We start from the raw sequence: 19738 nt of genomic DNA on the forward strand, positions 1-19738 counted from the left end.
CAATGCCCCGCCAAAGCGACCTGCGCTTCACCTTTGAGCCCTTGAAGGGCGATCCTTTCGATGTGGTTTCATTCTCCCTTGTGGAAGGCCTGTCCTGCCCCTTCAAACTTGAACTGGAGCTGGTCAGCCACAACGCCGCTGTCGACTTCAATCGGGTGCTCGATCTGGCGGGGCTATTCACCCTCTGGCGTGGAGAGGCTCCGGTACGTTACGTTCACGGCCTGGTCAGCCTGTTCCAACAGGGCGACACCGGCTTCCGCCGCACCCGCTACACCGCCGTGGTCGAACCGACTCTAAAACGCTTCGACCTGCGCTCCAACTGGCGCATCTTCCAGGGCCAGACCGTACCCGACATCATCACCAGTGTCCTGGTCGAGCAAAAGCTGACCGACATCCGCACTGAAATCTGCTTCGACCACCAGCCCCGCGAATACTGCGTACAAGCCGGTGAAACCGACCTCGATTTCATCGCCCGCCTCGCCGCCGAAGAGGGTCTGCTTTACACCTTCGAACACCGCGCCGACGGCCACACCCTCGTCCTCACCGACCGCGTCGGCGGCCTGGGCACCATCGGCACGCACACCGATTGCCCGGTGATCTACCAGCCCATGGGTGGCGGCGACGCCCTGGAACCGGCACTGAACCGCTTCCACTACACCGAACAAGTGCGCACTGCCGTGCAGGTGCAACGCGACTACACCTTCACCCACCCGCGCTACAACCAGCAGCACACTGCCACCGGCGATCAGGACCTGAACAACCAACACAAGGGTTACGAACGCTACGACTACCCCGGCCGCTACAAGCGCGATATCGCCGGTAAGCCCTTTACCAAGACCCGGCTTGCGGCCCTTCGCAATGACGCCAAGCTGGCGCATCTGGAAGGTGATGATGAACGTCTGCAACCTGGGTTGGCATTCGACCTCAACGATCATCCACGTGAGGACTTCAATGATCGCTGGCGCACCATCGCCATCAAGCACGAAGGCAAACAGCACACCAGTTTGCAGGAAGAATCGTTCGGTAGCGGCCTCGGCACCTCTTACACGCTGGAAGCCAGCGCCATCCGCTGGACCTCGGATTGGAAAGCTCCGCTGCATGACAAACCCTGCATCGACGGCCCGCAGATCGCCACGGTGGTCGGCCCGCCTGGGGAAGAGATCTATTGCGATGAATGGGGTCGGGTCAAGGTACAGTTCCCGTGGGACCGCTCGGACAAAAACAACGACCAGAGTTCGTGCTGGATCCGTGTAGCTCAAGGTTGGGCAGGCGCGACTTGGGGGGCAGTGGCGATCCCCCGAGTCGGCCAGGAGCTGATTATCAGCTACCTGGACGGTGATCCAGACCAGCCGATTGCCACCGGGCGAGCGTACCGGCAAACCAATTTGCCGCCCTATGAGCTACCCAAGCTGAAGGCTATAGCAACCACCAAAAGCCGCGAGTTCGGGGGGACGCGGGCCAACGAGTTGCGTATCGACGACACCACCGCGCAGATCAGCGCGGCGTTGATGAGTGACCATGAGCATAGCGCGCTGCACCTCGGTTACCTCACCCATCCACGCCACCATGGTGGCGGCAAACCTAGGGGCGAGGGGTTTGAGTTGCGCACCGATGGTCACGGTGCGTTGCGCGCAGCAAAAGGTTTATTGCTGACCGCTGAAGCTCAATTCAAGGCCGGGGCGGGACAGTTGGAGCGCCAGCAGGTGATTGATGTGTTGCAAGCTGCCCTGACGTTGGCCAGGCAGTTGGGAGCCTCTGCCGAAAATGCCCAGGGAATTGCCCAGGACTCACAACCGCAACAGGCTCTGACTCAGGCAGTGAATGGACTGGGTCATGGTGCTAATGATCAACCCAATGGCACCGGTAATGGCACGCACCCCATCATCGCGCTAAGTGGACCAGCCGGCATCGCCGCCGCGACTTCCCGCAGTATCGCCCTGGGCGCAGGTGAGCATATTGACAGCGTGGCCCAACAAAACCAGCAACTCACCGCTGGCAAAAAAGTGGTGATCAATGCGGGTGAAGAAATTGGGCTGTTCGCCCAAGGCGGCGACATGCGGCACATCGCACATAACGGTCAGCTTTTGCTGCAAGCCCAACACAACAGCATCCAGGTGCAAGCCGACCAAAGCGTCGAAATCAGCGCCAGCCAACAGCACGTGCTGGTAGCGGCGGACAAGCACATCACCCTGTTGTGCGGCGGGGCCTATATCAAGATGCAGGGCGGCAATATCGAGCTGGGCATGCCCGGTGATTTTACGGTGAAGGCCGCGAACAAATACTTCATTGATCCAAGCACTGCCGCAGCCGAGCTCAATAGTTGGCCTGTCACCTCTTTCAACGAACGCTTTCAAACCCGCTTCACCAACGGTGATCCCATCCGCGACCGTGCCTACGCCTTGATTCGCAAAGACGGTGCACGTTTCGAGGGCCGAACCGACGGGGAAGGCTACGTCACCTTGCAACAGGGCATGACGCTCGAAGGGCTGGTACTGGAATGGCTTGATAACGGAGAACCCGCATGACCGAAAGCCCATCGGCGCCGCGTATTGCGCCCATGACCTACAACGCCCGGGGCAACCCGGTGCATACCTGGACCCTGACACCCAGCCATATCACCGACCCGGTGCAGTGCATATTGCCGCCGGATGGGATTTTGCCGGTGATATTTGTGCCGGGGATTATGGGGTCGAATTTGAAGAGTAAGCCGGACAAGCGCAATAAAAAGGAAAAGGCCGTTCCCGTCTGGCGCCTGGACGCGGGATTCATGGGCAAGAATATGTGGCTTGCCTTGAATTGGATCAATAAAAAAGCCGGTATCCGGCAAAAGCTGTTGCACCCGGGTAGGGTGGAAGTCGACAACCAAGGCGCGGTGCCTGAACGAGCTGCCGGCACGGTATTGGCGTCGCCAGGGTTGGACAGGAAAAAGACCATTCTTGCCCTGAGCAAACGCTATCAAGAGCGCGGTTGGGGAGAGGTCAGTGAAACCAGCTATCACGCTTTCCTGCTCTCGTTGGAGGAGGCGCTCAATAGCGAATTCCTGCCCCATCGATGGCCACAATTCGACATTCGGCCGGAGCATCTGCATACCGTCGCGGTCGAGCCTGGGCCGACTCACATCACCCGGTTAAAACCCGGAATACCCATCGCCATGCCAGGGTTGGGCGTGACCTTGGCGACTCAGTTGCAATCGATTCTCTCGGATGAGCTGGTGGCGCGAGCTGGTTACCGAATGCCGGTGCATGCTTGTGGTTATAACTGGCTGGACTCCAACAAGGTCGCAGCACAGCGTCTGGCCGAACGCATTGACGAACTGATGCACCAATACGGTCGCAACTGTCAGCAGGTGATACTCGTCACTCGTTCCATGGGCGGATTGGTGGCGCGTCGGTGTGCCCAGTTGCCCGGTATGACCGACAAAATTGCCGGTGTCGTGCATGGGGTAATGCCCGCCACTGGGGCACCGGTTGCTTATCGCCGTTGCAAGGTCGGCATGAGCGACGAAGATCCCATTGCCGGTGCGGTGATTGGCCCGACTGGCCAGGAAGTGACCGCCGTGTTTGCGCAGGCTCCCGGTGCCCTGCAATTGCTGCCCACCCAAAATTACGCCCCAGGTTGGCTGCGGCTGATTGACGACCAAGGCGTTTCGGCGATGCCGCGCCAGCCCGTGAAAGATCCTTACGACGAGATCTATTTACGCCGCGACCGGTGGTGGGGGTTATTGCGCGAAGAATGGTTGGCACCGAAGGATGGGGGTGCGATCACGTGGGAGATTTTTGAGGAAAACATATCGGAAGCGAAGCAGTTCCACCTAGCAATCGCGGGCTTCTATCACCCTCAAACCTATGTCTACTACGGCAACGACGATAAACACCGCAGCTTCGAATCCATCACATGGAAAATGCAGCGTGGTTCTCGCCTTAGTGGCCCCCACGCCTCACGGCCAGATGCCTTCGCGGTGTCCAGCCTGCAGATGAATGAGGTGCGCGACGACGGCCGCAGCCCTGTGTATGTGGGCGGGCAAGCCGAAGCCGTGCCGCCAATGCGTGGTGATCCTGATGCGCCGATCAAAACCGTGCAGACCAGTTACTGGGAATTGCACTGTCAAATGCAGGACGGCTCCGGCGACGGCACCGTCCCGGTAAGTTCGGGCAGCGCGCCGATCAAACATGCGCGCAATGGCGAGGTTCGCCAGCAAATCAAGGCGCCTGGCTTCGATCATGAAACCTCCTATGCCAGCCCGGTAGCGCAACATTTCACCCTTTATTCGCTTATCAAAATAGCGGCAAAAGCCAAGAGGCCCCTATGCGTCAGCTGATTCTTTTTTTTGCATGCCTGGTACTGGGCTCTCTCACCGGCTGTGCCGCCTTCAAACAACCCAGCGAACAGGAGAAACACAACGTGAGCGAAATGACCAGTAACATGCGTACCTGGGCGCTGGGCCGTGGCCTGATTGATCTGCCCGCCAACTGGACGGGCGGCGGGGATGTGAAGCTGTATTACGGGCTTGGCGCCGATCACACATCGGTAGAGGTGCGTGTATTGGGGGAGGGCGTGACACAAGAGCGGTTTGACGCAGCTATACGCGAGCGGGCCAGTCGGATCGCGGCGGTCAAGAACGATGAAATGGACGATATACCGATGTTGGTTTCGGCCCAGGTAGAGACACCGAAAAGTGTCATGTTGCAGTACTACATGCGCATGACTCAGCGCCAAACCTTCGTCCACGAACTCCATCTTCTTGTCGATGATGCCTACGTCATGCTCCGTGCCGATTCCTTCAAAGGCAATACCGCCCCAGTTGAGGTACGCCTGCTAAAGCTATCCAGGGAAATCTTCAAAGTTGCACCGGAGAACGCAGGAGTGGGCTTCGCCTTGGGCCCCATTGTGATCCGAAGTCATCACGATCAGGAAATCGCCAGCTTCGATTTTAGTCCCCCTGCGTCTGACGTATCGCTGGAGGTCTACATCAATGCGTTATCACCGGATGATGAAGAGCGTTTGCACGTCCGCACGCAAAAAGATACGAAGATTTTCCTCGCTGGCGACTATGAAAATTTGCGCGCTGGGAAAATCACTCTGGCTGACATGCAGGCCGAAGAGTCCCTGATCAGCTTCAGTGACGATACTCACCGTCAAATACTCTTTGTCAGCGAGAACTATCGCGACAATCCTTCCCTAAGCCGTCCAGCAATGAGTGTCCGTCTTTCGGCTGGTGGCATGAAAGCAGGCACCATTGACCCTAACGAACCAGAAGACCTCGTGCGCTGGACCCTCCCCGAGTTCGCCAACAAAGGTTATGAACTGCCACTCTGGCAACAACCCGCTACACCGGACCCCGTCAACCCGTCTCTAACCGACTACGAAGCCATGGCCGTCTGGGACGCGATCCTCAAGTCCGTGCGTATCCGCTACGGCGCGGTCGCACCCAAGCCAGACCCGTGGTTCAACCCCCGTGGACCTACGCCCGAAGACGCCGCCGAAAGCAAACGCATCCTTGATGAGTTCATTGCCAGCCTTGAGGCGCGCAAGCCATGACAACGGAAGGGGCTTTAGCGAGAGCGAAGGGGGGCATGTTCATCCTGTCCATGGGCAACGAACACAACAAATACGCTAGGAGCGATTCATGAAAACGGTCTGGAGTTACCTCAAACGCTGGGGCCTGCCGGTGCTGCGTCAGTTCAACCAGGCGGTGCCCATACTGGTGCTGCTGGGCGTGGTGTTTTTGCTGATCGCCATCTGGTGGCTGGGCCCGCAGTGGACCTGGCGCGAGCATCACCCGCTGGGTGAATTGGCGATGCGCGTCTCGGCCAGTGTCGTGGTGCTGGTGGTGCCGTTGCTGATCTGGGCATGGCGGGTGCGTAATCGCTACCAGCGGCTGCAGCTTGAACGCCAACATGAGGCCGCGATGCAGGCCGACCCGTGCCTGTCTTATATCGAGGCGCAGGAGCGAGCACTGGACCGCAGCCTGGGCAATTTGCTCAACAATATGGAGCGCCGCCGCTCGCTCTATCAGCTGCCGTGGTACCTGGTGCTGGGTGAGGAAAATGCCGGCAAGACCAGCCTGATCACCCGCTCCAACCAGAGTTTTGCCTTGTCCCATGTGACCAAGGCTGGGGTCAGGACGCATCAGGAAGAGCAACTGGCCTATCCGGTGGACTGGTGGATTGGTGACGAGGCGGTATTGATCGATCCGCCGGGTGAGTTTCTCAGTCATCCGGAGCCAACGGCTGATAGCGTCGAGCAGCAGGGCAAGGTCAAACCGATACTGCCCGCCGGCACCCACCCGCGTCTATGGCGACACCTGCTCGATTGGCTGGCACGCAACCGCAGCCGTCGGGCATTGAACGGTGTGGTGCTGGTGATCGATGTGCAGGCGTTATTGGCGCAACGTCCCGAACAACGCAAGGCCCACGCCAACCTGCTGCGCACCCGGCTGTTTGAGCTGACGCGGCAATTGGGCACGCGCCTGCCGGTGTACGTGACGCTGAGCAAGTTTGACCTGCTGGAAGGCTTCGAAGAGTTCTTCGCCCGGTTGTCGCGCAGTGGGCGTGAAGACCTGCTGGGCTTCACCTTCAGTCTGGACGCGGTGGATGACTTCGATGCCTGGCTGGCGGAGCTGACCCGCCAATACCAAACCTTTGTCGTCTGCCTGAGCGAACAGATTTTCGACGGCGCCGGTGAGTCGCGTACATTGACCGAACGCGATCGCTTGCAGGCGCTGGTGCATCAGATGGCGGGCCTACGCCCGGCGCTGTTCGGCTTCCTGAGCGAAATGCTCGGCAGTGATCGTTTCACCACTCCGGCGCTGGTGCGCGGGCTGTATTTCTCTTCGGTCTTGCAGCAAGGCACCTTGAGCAACGCCTTCGTGAAAGAAGCGGGGCAAGCCTATCAACTGCCGCCACCGCCACCCGAGGTCAAACCGGCCGGAGGCACGGCGATCTACTTTGCCCAGCAATTGTTCCAGCGGGTGATCTACCCCGAAGCGGGCCTGGCGGGCGATAACATCAAGGTGGCCCGCAACAAGAGGCGGATGCTGATCGCCGGGTTCAGTGTCGCGTCCTTGGGCGTTCTGGTGGTCATCGGAACCTGGCAGTTCTACTTCAACATCAACCGCGACAAGGCAGCCAGCGTCTTGGCCAAGAGCCAGGACTTCAGTGGGCGGGACATCGACGCCAGGGTCGACACCACCGGTCGCAACCTGCTGGTGCCGCTGGACCAGATTCGTGATGCGGTGCTGGTGTACGGCGACTACCGCGAGGCGTGGCCGTTGCTGTCGGATATGGGCCTGTACCAGGGGAGGGCTATTGGCCCGACGGTGGATGAAGCCTATCTGAATCTGCTGTCCAAACGCTTCCTGCCGGCGATTGCCAGCGGTGTGTTGGATGCCATCAACACCGCGCCCGTCGGCAGCAATCAGCAACTGGCGGCCTTGCGCGTCTACCGCATGCTCGAAGAACGCCAAAACCGCCGCCCGGCCATCGTCGAAGAGTGGGTCGCCAAACAGTGGCAGCGTGCCTATCCGGGCCAGGGCCAACTGCAGGCTGATTTGATGGGGCATCTGGGCTACGCGCTGAAATACGCCGACGCCGACCTGCCGCACTACCGGGAACGCATCACCCAGGTGCAACAGCAATTGCGCCAGTTGCCCATGGCTGAACGGGTCTACATGAGCCTGAAACAGGATGCTCTGGAACGTTTGCATCGTCCTCTCGACCTGCGCAACGAAGTAGGTCCGGCGTTCGATATCGTCTACCGTCCACTGAGCACCGACCAAGAGGGCAGCGGCCTGCAATTGCCGCCGCTGCTCACCGCCAAGGGCTTCAAAGACTACTTCGAGCCCGGCACCGAGGGCATCATCGAACTGGCCATGATCGACCAGTGGGTGCTCGGCGAACGCCAACGCCTGGACTACTCCGACGAAGACCGCAAATTGCTGACCCAACGTATCCGCGCCCTGTACAGCGCCGACTACGTCGACAGCTGGCGACGCGCACTGAATCAGTTTGCGGTCACCGATTTCGATGACCTCAGCCACGGTGTGGCTGTCCTGGAACAAGTCACCGGCCCGGCCGCCCCCCTGCGGCGCCTGCTGGAGACCCTGCGCGACAACAGCGTGATCTACCCGTCGGTGCCCCTGGCCGAAGGGCAGGCGCCGCTCTCGCTGGACAAGGTATCGGACGGCCAGCAACAAGCCGCTGGCATCCGGCGCGCGTTCTCCAGCCTGGCGGAACTGATCACCGCGCGAGGCGAGCAGCCGTCCTATTACGAAGAAACCCTGCATTCGGTCAGCGCCGTCTACGACTACGCCAAAGCCGTGCACGACAATCCCGACCCCGGCAAGGCGGCGCTGAAAACCGTACTCAACCGCTTCTCCCTGGGCGGTGCCGACCCCATCGCCAACCTGCAACGCGTCGCCGTGGGCCTGCCCGAGCCACTGAACCAGCAGGTCAAAAAACTCGCTGACCAGACCTCGCAGGTACTGGTGATTGCCGCCCTGCGCGAACTGGAAAAACGCTGGGACAGTGAAATCTACAGCTTCTACCGCGACCGCCTGGCAGGCCGCTACCCGTTCAAGGCCAGCGGCGAAGACGCCTCGCTGGAAGACTTCGAAGCCTTCTTCGGCCCGCAAGGGCGCCTGCAGCAGTTCCACGATCAATACCTGAACGTGTTCCTCAAGGACAACCTCGACGCCCTGTACTCCGACAGCCTCGGCGGCTACCTAGTGCGCAGCGACGTGCTGGAACAACTCAAGAAAGTCGAGCGCATCCGTGACACCTTCTTCAACCAGCGCGGCCACCTGGCCGTACAACTCACCATCGAACCCCTGGCCCTCAGCGCCACCCGCCTGAGCAGCATGCTCAGCGTCGACGGCCAATTGATCCCCTACCAGCACGGCGCACCGCAACGCACGGGACTGGTGTGGCCCAACAGCCTGGGCAATACCAATGGCAGCCAACTGACCCTGGTACACAGCACCGGCAACACCGCCAGCATGAGCTATCGCGGGCCATGGTCGTTGTTCCGGCTGCTTAGTCGCGGGCACCTCAATGGAAGGACCGACACCAGCGTGGACCTGACCTTTGCCGTTGCCGATGGACTGATGCGTTATCGGATTGGGGCGGAGAAGGCCAACAACCCGATTACCCAGCGCAGTTTTGAAGGGTTTGTGTTGCCGAGGACGTTGCTGGAGGAACGTCGCAAAAAGACTGTCGACACGGTCAGCCAAAGATGAGGAAGTCGACATGACAGAGAGACCCGATCATGTCCGCAGCTTGAACCATTCCACCCAGGCATTGGAGCAGTTGGAGGCGACATTGCCACATATCTTCAAGAACATGCCCGGTATACGGATGGCCTTCAAGTATGTGGTGAAGCAACTGCGAGAGAGCGTGAAGTTTCTGCTCCCCAACTGCGCGGAACTGGTTGACATGCGCGAACTGCGCCAGGCTCATGTCGACATGGCTCGGTTGCCGTATCCGGTGGTAGCCCTGGAAGCACCGTGGGTATTGCCGGACGGTGCGGGCGGCGACAAGTACGATGGTATCCGTTCATCCAGGCGCATTGCTCTGTGCCTGGTCATGACACCGGAAGTCGCGATCTGGCTGCCGGATACCCGTTGCTTCTTGAAAGAGCCGCTCGGCGGGGTAGTGGTGATTGCACTGTGCTGGGACGATTACACGGGGAAATGGAATCTGCCCCTGGGCGGTGTTTTCGTGCCCTATGACAATGAAGTCAGTGACTACGTCCCTGGCGAGGCAGAACTCTCCGTGCAACTGCTGTGCGAACGCTATTTGGCCGCAGGAGTTCCTCTAAGCCAGCTTCGGCAGTTTCGAGTGGCTCCATTCTTTGTCCTCCCTGAAATGGCGGCCGATGCACTGGCCCAAGCCTCGGAGAGCGAAGTGTCTGCGAGAATTTTGGCCGATACGAGCGATGAAGTGTCCATGCTGTTGCAAACCGGGGTGGTGCTCAACTGCGCTAATGTCACCACCTCGGAAATCGCCGCGCCAAAACTGATCAATCACAAACGCAAGGCCAAGGGCAAGCCGCCGTTGTTCAGCTATCGCGTTCTCCAAGTCAGCGCCCCACGCGCGCCTGGCGCTTCAAGTAGCGGCGGACAACATGCTTCGCCTCGCGCGCATCTGCGGCGCGGGCATATACGGCGGTTGGAGGAACGGACCATTTGGGTGCGACCTGCGATGGTCAACCCTGGGGCGGGTGCGACAGTGGGGAAGGTTGATAAGGATTACGCAATACGGCTACCAACACTCTGAAAGAAGAGAAGGTGAGACACACCGCTGCAGTTGTGTTCACCGGATGAGCGAGAAAGGAATCAGCCAGAGCTGAAGTTGAATTACCCGCAGATGAAATAGGACCCTATACATGGCAATCAAGCTACAAATGCTGACTGAACATCCGAACGAAATAGCGTTAATTGAGCGTTACTGGGCTGTCGATGAGTCAGGGCAATTCCTCGAAAAAGTGAGCGTTCTGGCTGATGTTATTCAAATGCCTCAGGGCGTTACGCTCGCCAGCTTCATCCGGCAACGATGCACTGCATTTGATGAAAACCAGGTTTGTCCGCAGTGCGCAGAATTGATCGAAATCCGAAATCGCTCCGAGGCCAAAAAGGTTCCTCAGCGTTCGGCCAAACTTTGTACTTTTTGCCAAGACAAGCGCAATGCGATTGAGTTGGAAGTTAAAAAAGCGAAAGCGGAGGAGCTTGAAAGACGACTCGCAGAGTATTTCAGGAATCAACTGTCTAGAACCGTGGATTACGCTGGGATTGCGGATGGTCAAGTCTTACTTTTGTTGGCGCTGGACAGGGCGATTACGCCCAGGCTGACCAATGGTGGTTTCACGATAGGGGATTGCCGGGGGCTGGCACCTAGATACATTAGCGACTTTTTGAGTCAATTACGTGAGGCAGGTCTGATCCTCGAAGACCCGAACAAAGCCAAGCCTGGCACGTACTATTGGCAGCAGGACGAGATATGGGTGGTGAATACGCAGGTAGCTTATCGTTTGGCGCCGGATACGAAATTAGGGAGTGGTGAAGAGGTAATCCGCAGCCTATTGGACAGGGTATACACAGATAACGAAGGACTGTTCAACCTGTGGCTTGATTACTCAGTTGCTGATGTCATGTGCTATTTGGCCGATCAATGCGATCTGTACAACCATGCACTGTCTGAACATGAATTTGAAGAAATCAAAAGCAGCCTGCGCTCAGCATTGGAAATCTACAGTGTTTCGCAACTTTGGTCGGTGGCCTGGAAGGTCGTCAGAGACGCCGCCAGCTTGGCTAATCGCGAATATTACAATCGCCAGAAGGCGGCAGCGACCATCCCGGGGAAGATCCGACGGTACTTGGAAAAAGCTCGACGGGAGTCAATAGAACTCAAGTCATGGAGTCGCCCGGAGCTACAGCCCGCTGGCACATTGGGAATGGTGTTGGGCGAGGTATTTGGAATTGATGAAGACTCCAGTGGATTAACCGTTTCGTCCCTGTTTGCCAGGTTGACCGGGAGGGAGTGTTCATCGAATGTCGAAGCCGAGCTTTGCGAACCGGTACGGGAATTAATGACCAACGCATTGGCGCACGACGTCGGGCCATCAGTATTGTTTCGGTTCGCGGAGCTGATTCGTGCGGGGCATGACGTCGGCTTTGCGGTTAAGGAAATTGGTAGTGCTCTGCGGTCGTGAGCGTAGCAGGGCATCAGGTGAGCCATTGTGGGTAGTGGCTTGATCAATCATCGGAAGAAGTTCGCGAAGTTGAGATCTACGGGCCCGTTTGAGTCCGTATTATGACTGGCTCCCCTCGGGTCTCCAGGCGAGCATCAGGTGCTGATTCTCTTACAGGAGCTCACCCTGCCACTCTCGGAATTCACCATTCGGCATGCCCTAATCACCGCTAAAACTACACCCTCTGCGACGTTGATGGCTTATCCCTTTGAGTCGCCAGAGCGGGCAGTAAGCTGTGGCTGTTTTGCTATTACTGGGAAGGGTGTCAGCAGCGCATGTCTTTCGGTGCCTATCCTGAAGTTAGCACTAAAGCAAGTGCGTGAGCGACGTAAGCGTCCGGGCAGGCGAGTAAAAACGTCCTTCAGATAGGCATACGTATCGTGCCCGTTGAGCTTGGCCGACAGGATCAAACTCATCAGCGCCGCCGCACGCACTCGCTGGCTCCAGCATCCGCTTTATTCCAGTCGAGCATGAGTCATATGCCCGCCCCCTGCGTTCCGCGACCCTCCCGAGAACCGCAAGATAGCTCCAGCGCTCTTGCCGACCCACTCAAGGAAAACTGCGATGACCACTTTCACTCGTTACACCATCGATACCGCCCCTGCTGCCTCCAAGCCTGTTCTGGAAGCGGTGCAGAAAGCCTTCAGCTTCGTACCCAACCTGCAAGGCAATATGGCTGAATCGCCAGAGTTGCTGGCCGGCTATAGTCAACTCTGGGACCTGTTTGGCAAGAGCACTCTGACTGTGCACGAACAGCAGGTTGTCTACCTCACCTCCAACTTCGAGAACAATTGCCACTACTGCATGGCAGGGCATACCGCTCTGGCCAAGATGATCGAAATGGCGCCTGAGGTGATTGCGGCATTACGTGCCGGTGGTGTTATTCCAGATGCCCGCCTGGAAGCTTTGCATGTGTTCACAACAGCGGTCGTGCGTGATCGCGGTTTCGTCGGTGATGCGCGTATCGAAGCATTCCTCGCTGCCGGCTTTACTCGCCGCAACGTGCTGGAAGTGGTATTGGGCGTCGCCACCAAGGTCATGAGCAACTACACCAACCACTTGGTGCACACTCAGCTTGACTCGTTCATGAACGGTAACGAATGGATTAAGCCGGTCTAAACGCTATTATCGACCTACATTCAGCCAGCCCTGATACGGGCTGGTGCCAGGAGCACTCATGAACATGCGGACTTTTTTGATCACGGGCGCGAGCAAAGGAATTGGCCTTGCGCTAGCCAGGACGCTGGCGGACGCGGGGCACCGCGTTGTGGGCATTGCCCGCCAAGTGGAGAACATCGATTTCCCCGGTACGTTGGTCTCGGTTGACCTAGGGAACCGCTCAGCGACGGAGCAAACCCTGACAAGGCTAACCGAGCAATATGCTTTCGACGGTCTTGTGAATAACGTCGGCGTGGTTCACCCGCAGTTACTGGGCGAGGTGGATCTGGACGACTTCGATGCGGTGATGCGCGTGAATCTGCATTCAGCGATTCTGGCCACTCAAGCCGTTCTACCGGGAATGCGTGAGCGGCAGTGGGGCCGAATCGTCAACATCTCCAGCCTTACTGTGCTCGGGATCACTCATCGCACGGCCTATGCCGCTGCCAAGGCTGCGCTGATCAGTTTTACCCGGTCCTGGGCATTGGAATTGGCCACGACCGGCATCACTGTCAATGCCGTTGCCCCAGGGCCGACCGAAACAGAATTGTTCCGCGCGAACAACCCTCCTGGCAGCGAGGGAGAAGCCCGCTACCTTTCTGGCGTACCTATTGGCCGCTTTGGCCAGCCAGAGGAGATCGCTGCAGCCATCACTTTCCTGCTGTCCGAGAGCAGTGGTTTCATTACTGGCCAGACATTGTTTGTCGATGGCGGTGCTTCGATCGGCAAGGCTGCGTTCTAGACAGGCTTGCTTTGTACACGCCGCGTTGAGATAAGCCATTCGCTGCGAGCGAAGCCTCTGCTTCGCTCGCTTTTTGTCTTTTCTAACCGTTTCAGAGGGAACAACGATGAATCGATTGGCTGCAATGGAAACCTTCGTCAGCGTGCTCGACGCAGGTTCGTTTTCAGCAGCGGCTCGGCGTCTTAACCTGGGCCAGCCCGCCGTGTCGAAATCCATTGCACAACTGGAAGAGCGTCTTGGCGTTTGCCTGCTTTTGCGTTCCACTCGCGGGCTCACGCCGACTGAGGCCGGTACGGCCTACTACGAGCGCGCCAAACGTGCCATCAATGGCAATTGCCGCCGTTGGATCTTTGGGCGGTATTTCCTACAGGACGCCTGGCGAGCGCCAAGGCGCGGGCATTTGTCGACTTCGTCGAGGGATTGATGAGTCAGCAATAAGCAAGGCCGCCCGAAGGAGGCCTTGAGAGGTTCAATATCAACCGCGCAATGCAGGCAGCAACTCGGTGGGCTCTGGACGCAGCGTGTAGTCCGGATTGACCTCCGCATACAGAATGATGCCGTCTTGACCGATGACAAAACGACCTGGCATCGGCAACGTCCAGCTCTGATCACCGTTGATGACCGGCAAGTTGTTGCCCAAGCTAAGATAGAGTGCCGCTAGGTAGTCTGGCAGCTTGAAACGTAGGCCGAATGCGGCCGCCACTTCATTACCGCTATCACTCAGGATGGGGAAGTTCAGGTCATTTTGGCGCTGCGATTTGCGGCTGTTGGCCTGGCTCTGCGGCGAGATCGCGACCAGGCTGGCACCTCTTTCCTGAAAGACCGGCAGTGCTTGCTCCAAGGCTTGCAACTCCATATTGCAGTACGGGCACCACACCCCGCGATAGAAGCTGATCACCAGCGGGCCGCGTGACAGCAACTCTGTTGAAGACACCAGGTTCCCCTCAGCGTCAGGCAGTTTGAACGCCGGCGCCAGGTCGCCGGCCTTCAGCGCTCGCTCAGCTTGACCACTGGCGATCAGTTCGGCGGTGGTGCGGTGCATAACAGCATGTACTGGCGCAGGGGCATTGTATGGAGGCTTGCCGGCAACGAAATCAGCCTTGAATGCATCCAGTTTGGCTTGAAGGGTCATGAATATTTCCTCGGTGGTTGATCTGTCGAGGCTCATGATCGCGGTATCGAAATCCCACCAGTAGAGAGCTGGCCAGCATAGGAAGTATGCCCTGCGGGAATGCCCCTCGGTTGACATCTCCCGCATTCGACTTCTATTCCCGCGGGCAATTATTCATATCGCTACGAGCTGTCTGCTCTATTCCGGCCGTCCTTAGCAGAATGACCTCCATCGTAGCCACTTGGCACGAAGCGTTGCGCCGCAGGTCACGCGGTACTCCAGGCGCCGCCCACTTAAGTCCTGCTGTGAAAGACCTCAAAGGGCCAACCCTGAGTGGCCAAATAGAGGGAGCGTTACCCTAATCTCCGGTCACCCGCTAGCCTGCTGGCGTCGATTTGCTTTTTGCGAGCAGGGTCTCCCAACCACACCATCAGGCACATGCCTGTCAGGAGGATGGCTGCTACCGCAAAGAATGGCATGGAGTAACTATGGGTAGAGTCCTTGATCAAGCCGATCATGAACGGGCCGGTAAAACCACCCAGGTTGCCGATCGAGACGATCATGGCCAGGCCGCCCGCGGCAGCGCGACCGGTTAGAAAAGTGGACGGGATCGCCCAGAACGTCGCCTGGAAGGAGAGGATACTGGCCACCGCAATGCAAAGAGCGGCAATTTTCAGTACGGGGTGGTCTGTCACCGCCGCTGCCACGAGGGCTGTGGCAGCCATGGCCAACGCACTCACGACATAGGGCAGCCGGTGGCTGCTTTGGTTGGCCAGTCGCGCCCAGAGTGTCATAGCGATTGCGCCTACTATGTAGGGCAGGGCGACGACAAACCCCAGGGTCCCACTGGGGATGCCCAGGCTTTTGACGATTTGCGGCAACCAGATACCGATACCGACCGAACCCACGATGCAGCAGAAGTTAATGGCCGCCAGCGTGAATACTTTCGGATTGGTCAGGGCTGCCCGCAACGTGTTGCCATGGGAGGCGCCAATTGATTTCTGCTCTTCAGACAGGCGATTGTTGAGCCAGGTTTTTTCGCGATCCGATAACCACCGAGCCTTCAAGGGGGTGTCTACCAGCAAAAACAGGCACGCGATGCCCAGGAGTACAGCGGGCAACGCTTCGGTAATGAGCAGTAGCTGCCAGTTCTGCAGCCCAAGAACGCCGTGCTGTTCGAGCAACCAACCCGACAGTGGCGAACCGACGATGTTCGCCACCGGGATGCCGAGCAGGAATGCGGCAGTCGCCTTGGCGCGCCACTTACCCGGGAACCAGTAGGTGAAGTACAGATAAACCCCCGGCGTGAATCCGGCCTCGGCAACCCCCAGCAGGAAGCGTGCAATGCTGAAGCTGATTGGGCCGGTAGCGAACGCCGTGGCCATGGAAATGAGACCCCAGGTAATCATGATGCGAGCAATCCAGATCCGCGCGCCAAAGCGTTGCATCAGGAGGTTGCTGGGGATTTCAAAGATGAAATAGCCAAAGAAGAACAGGCCGGCGGCCCATCCAAACATGGTTGCGGTCAGCCCTAAATCCTTGTTCATGCTGATCGCCGCGAACCCTACGTTTGTGCGGTCGAGGTAGCTGATGACATAGCAGATGAAAATGAACGGAACGACGCGCCACAGGATGCGGCGCATCAGGCGCTCACCCTCGGCGTCGTCAAGCGGCGCAGAATGGGTCGGATTGTCGTAAGTCATGTTGTCACATCTCTTATAGTTGTTGTGTGAACTGCACTGCGGATTCAGGTGTGGGAGTACATCGGCATCCCGGGTGTGGCGGTTTGGACTTGCAGAATGCTCCCGGTTTCGGACTCGACAATGAACAGCGTTCGACCGTCCTCGCCACCGAAAGCCAGGTTGGTATTGCTGATGCCCGCGCAGGAAACGATGCGTTGCAGCGGTTCTGCCACTTTTGACATTTTCCAGACGGAACCGAAGCCCGTGTGTGCAATGTAGAGATTGCTGTCTGCATCAAGTGCCAGCCCATCGGGACCGCCAAGGCCTCCGTGCAGTTGGGCGAAGACCCCGACCTTGCCAATGATCGAGCCGTTGCCCAGCGGGATACGCCAAATCTGTTGGGCGCGGGTGACCGCAATCAGCAGGTGATTCAGGTTAGGGTCGTAGACAATGCCGTTGGGGCTCGGGACGGTATTGAGCAGGCAAGTCAGGTTGTCATTGACGTCGAGTTTGTAAACCCGGCCGCTCGCATCCTGCAGGCCGGTCTGGCCCTGATCGGTGAAGTACAGGTCACCATTGGGCGCGAAGACGAGGTCATTCACGCCCTTGAATCCTTCGGAACCCGCCGACGCCAGAAATGGCTGAATATCGCCGGTGACCGGATCGAGCACCATGATCCCGCGCTTGTAATCGGTGATGAAGATGCGCCCGTCCTGATGGATCTTCAGGCCGTTCGGCCAGCCGTCATAGGTGCATACCAGTTCCCATTCACCGAGAGGGGAAACCCTGAAGATCCGCCCGTTGGGGATGTCGGTCACATACAGGCGACCCTCTCGATCAAACGAAGGCCCTTCCAGAAACGAATCTATCGCTCGACCTTGGCGGTTGGCATTCGCCCAGGCCGTTGGCCGCGCGTTGCGAAAGTGGTCCGGTAGACGCGTGAATACGCTGGTCTGGAGGGTCGGTGGGGCGGCAAAAAAGCTCATTTTCGCTCCTGGCGGCGGCATAGGCGTGGTCGCCCAAACATTGTTATTTGTTTTTTATAATGCAATGGCGTTTCAAAATAAAGCAAATTTTGATGATGGGGATGATCCATGTGCCGCATAAAAAGGGTTTTATATGTGCATTTTCATATAGGTGTCTGGCGTGGGATTGTTTTTGGCTTGTTATAAAAAGAAATGTCATTTTAAAAATACAATTTTTCGTGTGCTCGGTTCCTGGCGGAAGAAGCAGTATCGCCTTGCGCTGTCGGTTTGCTGCGCCGCGATCGCTTGCGGGCTTTTAGCTGGCGGCGCGGCTTCGCCACCCAGCGAGCGGGATGGCTGCCAGGATCATCAACGCAGCTGTGAGGCCATGCACCCCCAAGGCTGTTCTCGTGGAAACTTTCGCCGTAAGGACGAGTGCCAGACCAACCCCACACGATATCGCGCACGCCCTTGAGGCGAAGCCAGCAGGCAATGTTCGCGCCGGCTTCCGGCAGTGGCAGTCCGAATAGCCACGGGGATGGCTAGGAGACTATCGTTGTAAGATAATGGATTTTCCTGCCCTGACAGTTTTTCAACGGGCCCAGTAATAGAGGAATATTCGATGGTAAAGGCGCGGCCGCGTCCAGCGGTAAACGGTGTGGCTTCGGCTGACCGAGTCTTGACCGTTCTGTCTGCATTTCGAATCGGTGATTCTGCGTTGAGTCTGGTTGAGTTGGTGGCGCGAACAGGGCTCATCAAAAGCACGATCATGCGTTTGATGGTTTCGCTTGAAAACCAAGGTTACATCACGCGGATGACCGACGGACGTTATCAATTGGCCAGCGAGGTCATGAGACTCAACGCTGTGTATCAGGAGTCGCTTGATCTTGAGCGCCATGTGATGCCGCGTCTGCAGTACCTCTCCGAGCAAACGGGCGAGACCGTTTCTTTCTATGTTCGCCATGGCGCCTATCGGATGTGCCAGTACCGGGTAAATTCCTCACATCGCCTGCGCCTGAATATGCAGCCTGGCGATATGCGCCCCATGGACGAGGCGGCTGGAGCCCAGGCGTTGCGAGCGCCTTTTCATGTTGGTATTGCGCTGGAAAAACCTTACTACTCTCGCGGTGCGACGGATCCGCATGCGTCCTCCATCGCGCTGCCGATCTATGGGGGGCAGCAAGAGCTGATGGGCGCGCTTGTCATTTCAGGGCCTGCCAGCCGACTGACAGAGGAGTGCGCCGATAACCTGAAGGACGTTTTTTTCGAGGCTGCGCGCGACCTGATGCGTAGCCTGGGGCTCAAGCCGGCGGACGGCCAAACCGCCGGAGCGGAGTCAGAAGCCGTAAAGTGAGGTGGGATTGTCGCGCAGAATCAATTCGCGTGTACCTGCGTCCGGAGCCCAGAACGCCAGCAGATCCAGGATATTAGCGTCATCAGGTTTCTGCTCTGTTGCAAGTGTCGGGTGGGGCCAGTCGCTCCCCCACAGCATACGCTCGGCGTTATGCTTGATCAGCGCGCTGGCTACCTTGCCGACGTCTTCATACATCGGCGCCCCTGTCTTTGAGCGTAAGTAAGGGGCGGACAGTTTGACCCAGGTTTTTTCATTATCCAGCAGCCGGGTGATCGAGGCGAAGGCGGCAGAGTTCAATCCCTCCGGTTGTGGCACATGTCCCATGTGATCGATGACCACCTTTGCCGCAAGCTTTGCCAACCTTGGCTCCAGATCGACCAGAAGCGGGCCGGGTGCAATCTGAACGTTCCAGCCCAGTTCATTCACGCGCAAGGCAAGCGATTCCAGATCATTAAGTGCCGCACCGCCAACACTAAGATTAAAGCGTATGCCGCGCACGCCGGCGCTGTGCAGGCTCGCCAACTCCTTGTCGGTGATTGAGCCATCGACAACCGCGACCCCACGTGCATCGCCGCGGCTGCGAAGCAATCCATCGAGCAAAATGCGGTTGTCGGTGCCATACGTGGATGGCGTTACGATAACCATCCTTTTCATGCCAAGGCGTTTTTGCAGTTGACGATAATCTTCCAGTGAAGCATCGGGCGGGAACAAGGTTGCATTGGGTGCAGTGGGATAGTGGCCGTCATACAGGTGCATGTGGCAATCCACGCTGCCGGCCGGTGGCGTAAGCTTCGGCCTTTCATCCCCTTGGCTGAAAGGAACGTTTGCAAAAGCGCCCATGGACGCGGCAGCGCCCAGTGCACTGCCTGCTTGCAGAAAGCGGCGACGAGATAGAAGCATCGCAAAACCTCTTGTTATTATTTTTACATCGCGAGACCAGCACTCCGATAGGGGAGCGCTGGCATCGTAGCCTTGATTAAG

At 58.1% G+C, this 19738-nt stretch carries 13 protein-coding genes and 2 pseudogenes; 10 read left to right on the forward strand and 5 right to left on the reverse strand.

The window, feature by feature from the left end; genetic code table 11:
• Nucleotides 1-2: 2 nt before the first annotated feature.
• The 6 genes from LVW35_RS10410 to LVW35_RS10435 all read left to right on the forward strand — a co-directional run bounded on the left by LVW35_RS10410 (nt 3) and on the right by LVW35_RS10435 (nt 11706).
• On the forward strand, nt 3-2525 hold the full coding sequence (locus LVW35_RS10410; RefSeq protein ID WP_233895297.1) for a type VI secretion system Vgr family protein: 2523 nt from the start codon (nt 3-5) through the stop codon (nt 2523-2525).
• Nucleotides 2522-4318 carry an esterase/lipase family protein gene (locus LVW35_RS10415; RefSeq protein WP_233895299.1) on the forward strand — a complete coding sequence of 599 codons (1797 nt, stop codon included), beginning with the start codon at nt 2522-2524 and terminating at the stop codon, nt 4316-4318. The genes LVW35_RS10410 and LVW35_RS10415 overlap by 4 nt, the downstream gene beginning before the upstream one ends.
• Complete coding sequence (locus LVW35_RS10420) at nt 4306-5538, forward strand: T6SS immunity protein Tli4 family protein (RefSeq protein ID WP_233895301.1); 1233 nt, start codon at nt 4306-4308, stop codon at nt 5536-5538. The genes LVW35_RS10415 and LVW35_RS10420 overlap by 13 nt, the downstream gene beginning before the upstream one ends.
• An 88-nt stretch (nt 5539-5626) precedes the next feature.
• Nucleotides 5627-9235, forward strand: a complete 3609-nt coding sequence (gene tssM, locus LVW35_RS10425; protein WP_233895303.1) for a type VI secretion system membrane subunit TssM — start codon at nt 5627-5629, stop codon at nt 9233-9235.
• Nucleotides 9236-9245: 10 nt separating this feature from the next.
• On the forward strand, nt 9246-10274 hold the full coding sequence (locus tag LVW35_RS10430; protein ID WP_233895305.1) for a hypothetical protein: 1029 nt from the start codon (nt 9246-9248) through the stop codon (nt 10272-10274).
• A gap of 109 nt (nt 10275-10383) precedes the next feature.
• Nucleotides 10384-11706: a hypothetical protein gene (locus LVW35_RS10435; protein WP_233895307.1), complete on the forward strand. Its 1323-nt coding sequence runs from the start codon at nt 10384-10386 to the stop codon at nt 11704-11706.
• A gap of 377 nt (nt 11707-12083) precedes the next feature.
• On the opposite strand, the pseudogene LVW35_RS29110 reads toward LVW35_RS10435, so the two are convergent.
• A pseudogene (locus LVW35_RS29110) lies at nt 12084-12176 on the reverse strand (transposase domain-containing protein); the annotation flags it as partial.
• A 133-nt stretch (nt 12177-12309) separates the two neighbouring features.
• Here LVW35_RS29110 and LVW35_RS10445 point away from each other — a divergent pair.
• From LVW35_RS10445 to LVW35_RS10455, 3 genes and pseudogenes are all read left to right on the forward strand, one after another.
• Nucleotides 12310-12864 (forward strand): carboxymuconolactone decarboxylase family protein, encoded by a 555-nt coding sequence (locus LVW35_RS10445; RefSeq protein WP_233895309.1) that lies wholly within the window; start codon nt 12310-12312, stop codon nt 12862-12864.
• Nucleotides 12865-12922: 58 nt separating this feature from the next.
• Entirely contained in the window at nt 12923-13645 is a 723-nt protein-coding gene (locus LVW35_RS10450) for an SDR family oxidoreductase (protein WP_233895311.1), read from the forward strand.
• 106 nt (nt 13646-13751) lie between these two features.
• Nucleotides 13752-13970 (forward strand): annotated as a pseudogene (locus tag LVW35_RS10455) (LysR family transcriptional regulator); the annotation flags it as partial.
• Between the two features lie 150 nt (nt 13971-14120).
• On the opposite strand, the gene LVW35_RS10460 reads toward LVW35_RS10455, so the two are convergent.
• From LVW35_RS10460 to LVW35_RS10470, 3 genes are all read right to left on the reverse strand, one after another.
• Nucleotides 14121-14777, reverse strand: a complete 657-nt coding sequence (locus LVW35_RS10460; protein ID WP_233895313.1) for a peroxiredoxin-like family protein — start codon at nt 14775-14777, stop codon at nt 14121-14123.
• 332 nt (nt 14778-15109) lie between these two features.
• Nucleotides 15110-16459, reverse strand: coding sequence for an MFS transporter (locus LVW35_RS10465; RefSeq protein WP_233895315.1), 1350 nt, complete (start codon nt 16457-16459; stop codon nt 15110-15112).
• 44 nt (nt 16460-16503) lie between these two features.
• Entirely contained in the window at nt 16504-17424 is a 921-nt protein-coding gene (locus LVW35_RS10470) for an SMP-30/gluconolactonase/LRE family protein (protein WP_233895316.1), read from the reverse strand.
• A gap of 601 nt (nt 17425-18025) precedes the next feature.
• Here LVW35_RS10470 and LVW35_RS10475 point away from each other — a divergent pair.
• On the forward strand, nt 18026-18757 hold the full coding sequence (locus tag LVW35_RS10475) for an IclR family transcriptional regulator (protein ID WP_233895318.1): 732 nt from the start codon (nt 18026-18028) through the stop codon (nt 18755-18757).
• On the opposite strand, the gene LVW35_RS10480 is transcribed toward LVW35_RS10475, so the two are convergent.
• Nucleotides 18740-19657 carry an amidohydrolase family protein gene (locus tag LVW35_RS10480; RefSeq protein ID WP_233895319.1) on the reverse strand — a complete coding sequence of 306 codons (918 nt, stop codon included), beginning with the start codon at nt 19655-19657 and terminating at the stop codon, nt 18740-18742. The genes LVW35_RS10475 and LVW35_RS10480 overlap by 18 nt on opposite strands.
• Between the last annotated feature and the right edge of the window lie 81 nt (nt 19658-19738).

Origin of the sequence: Pseudomonas sp. HN11, from assembly GCF_021390155.1 — a bacterium.
Taxonomy (GTDB): Bacteria; Pseudomonadota; Gammaproteobacteria; order Pseudomonadales; family Pseudomonadaceae; genus Aquipseudomonas.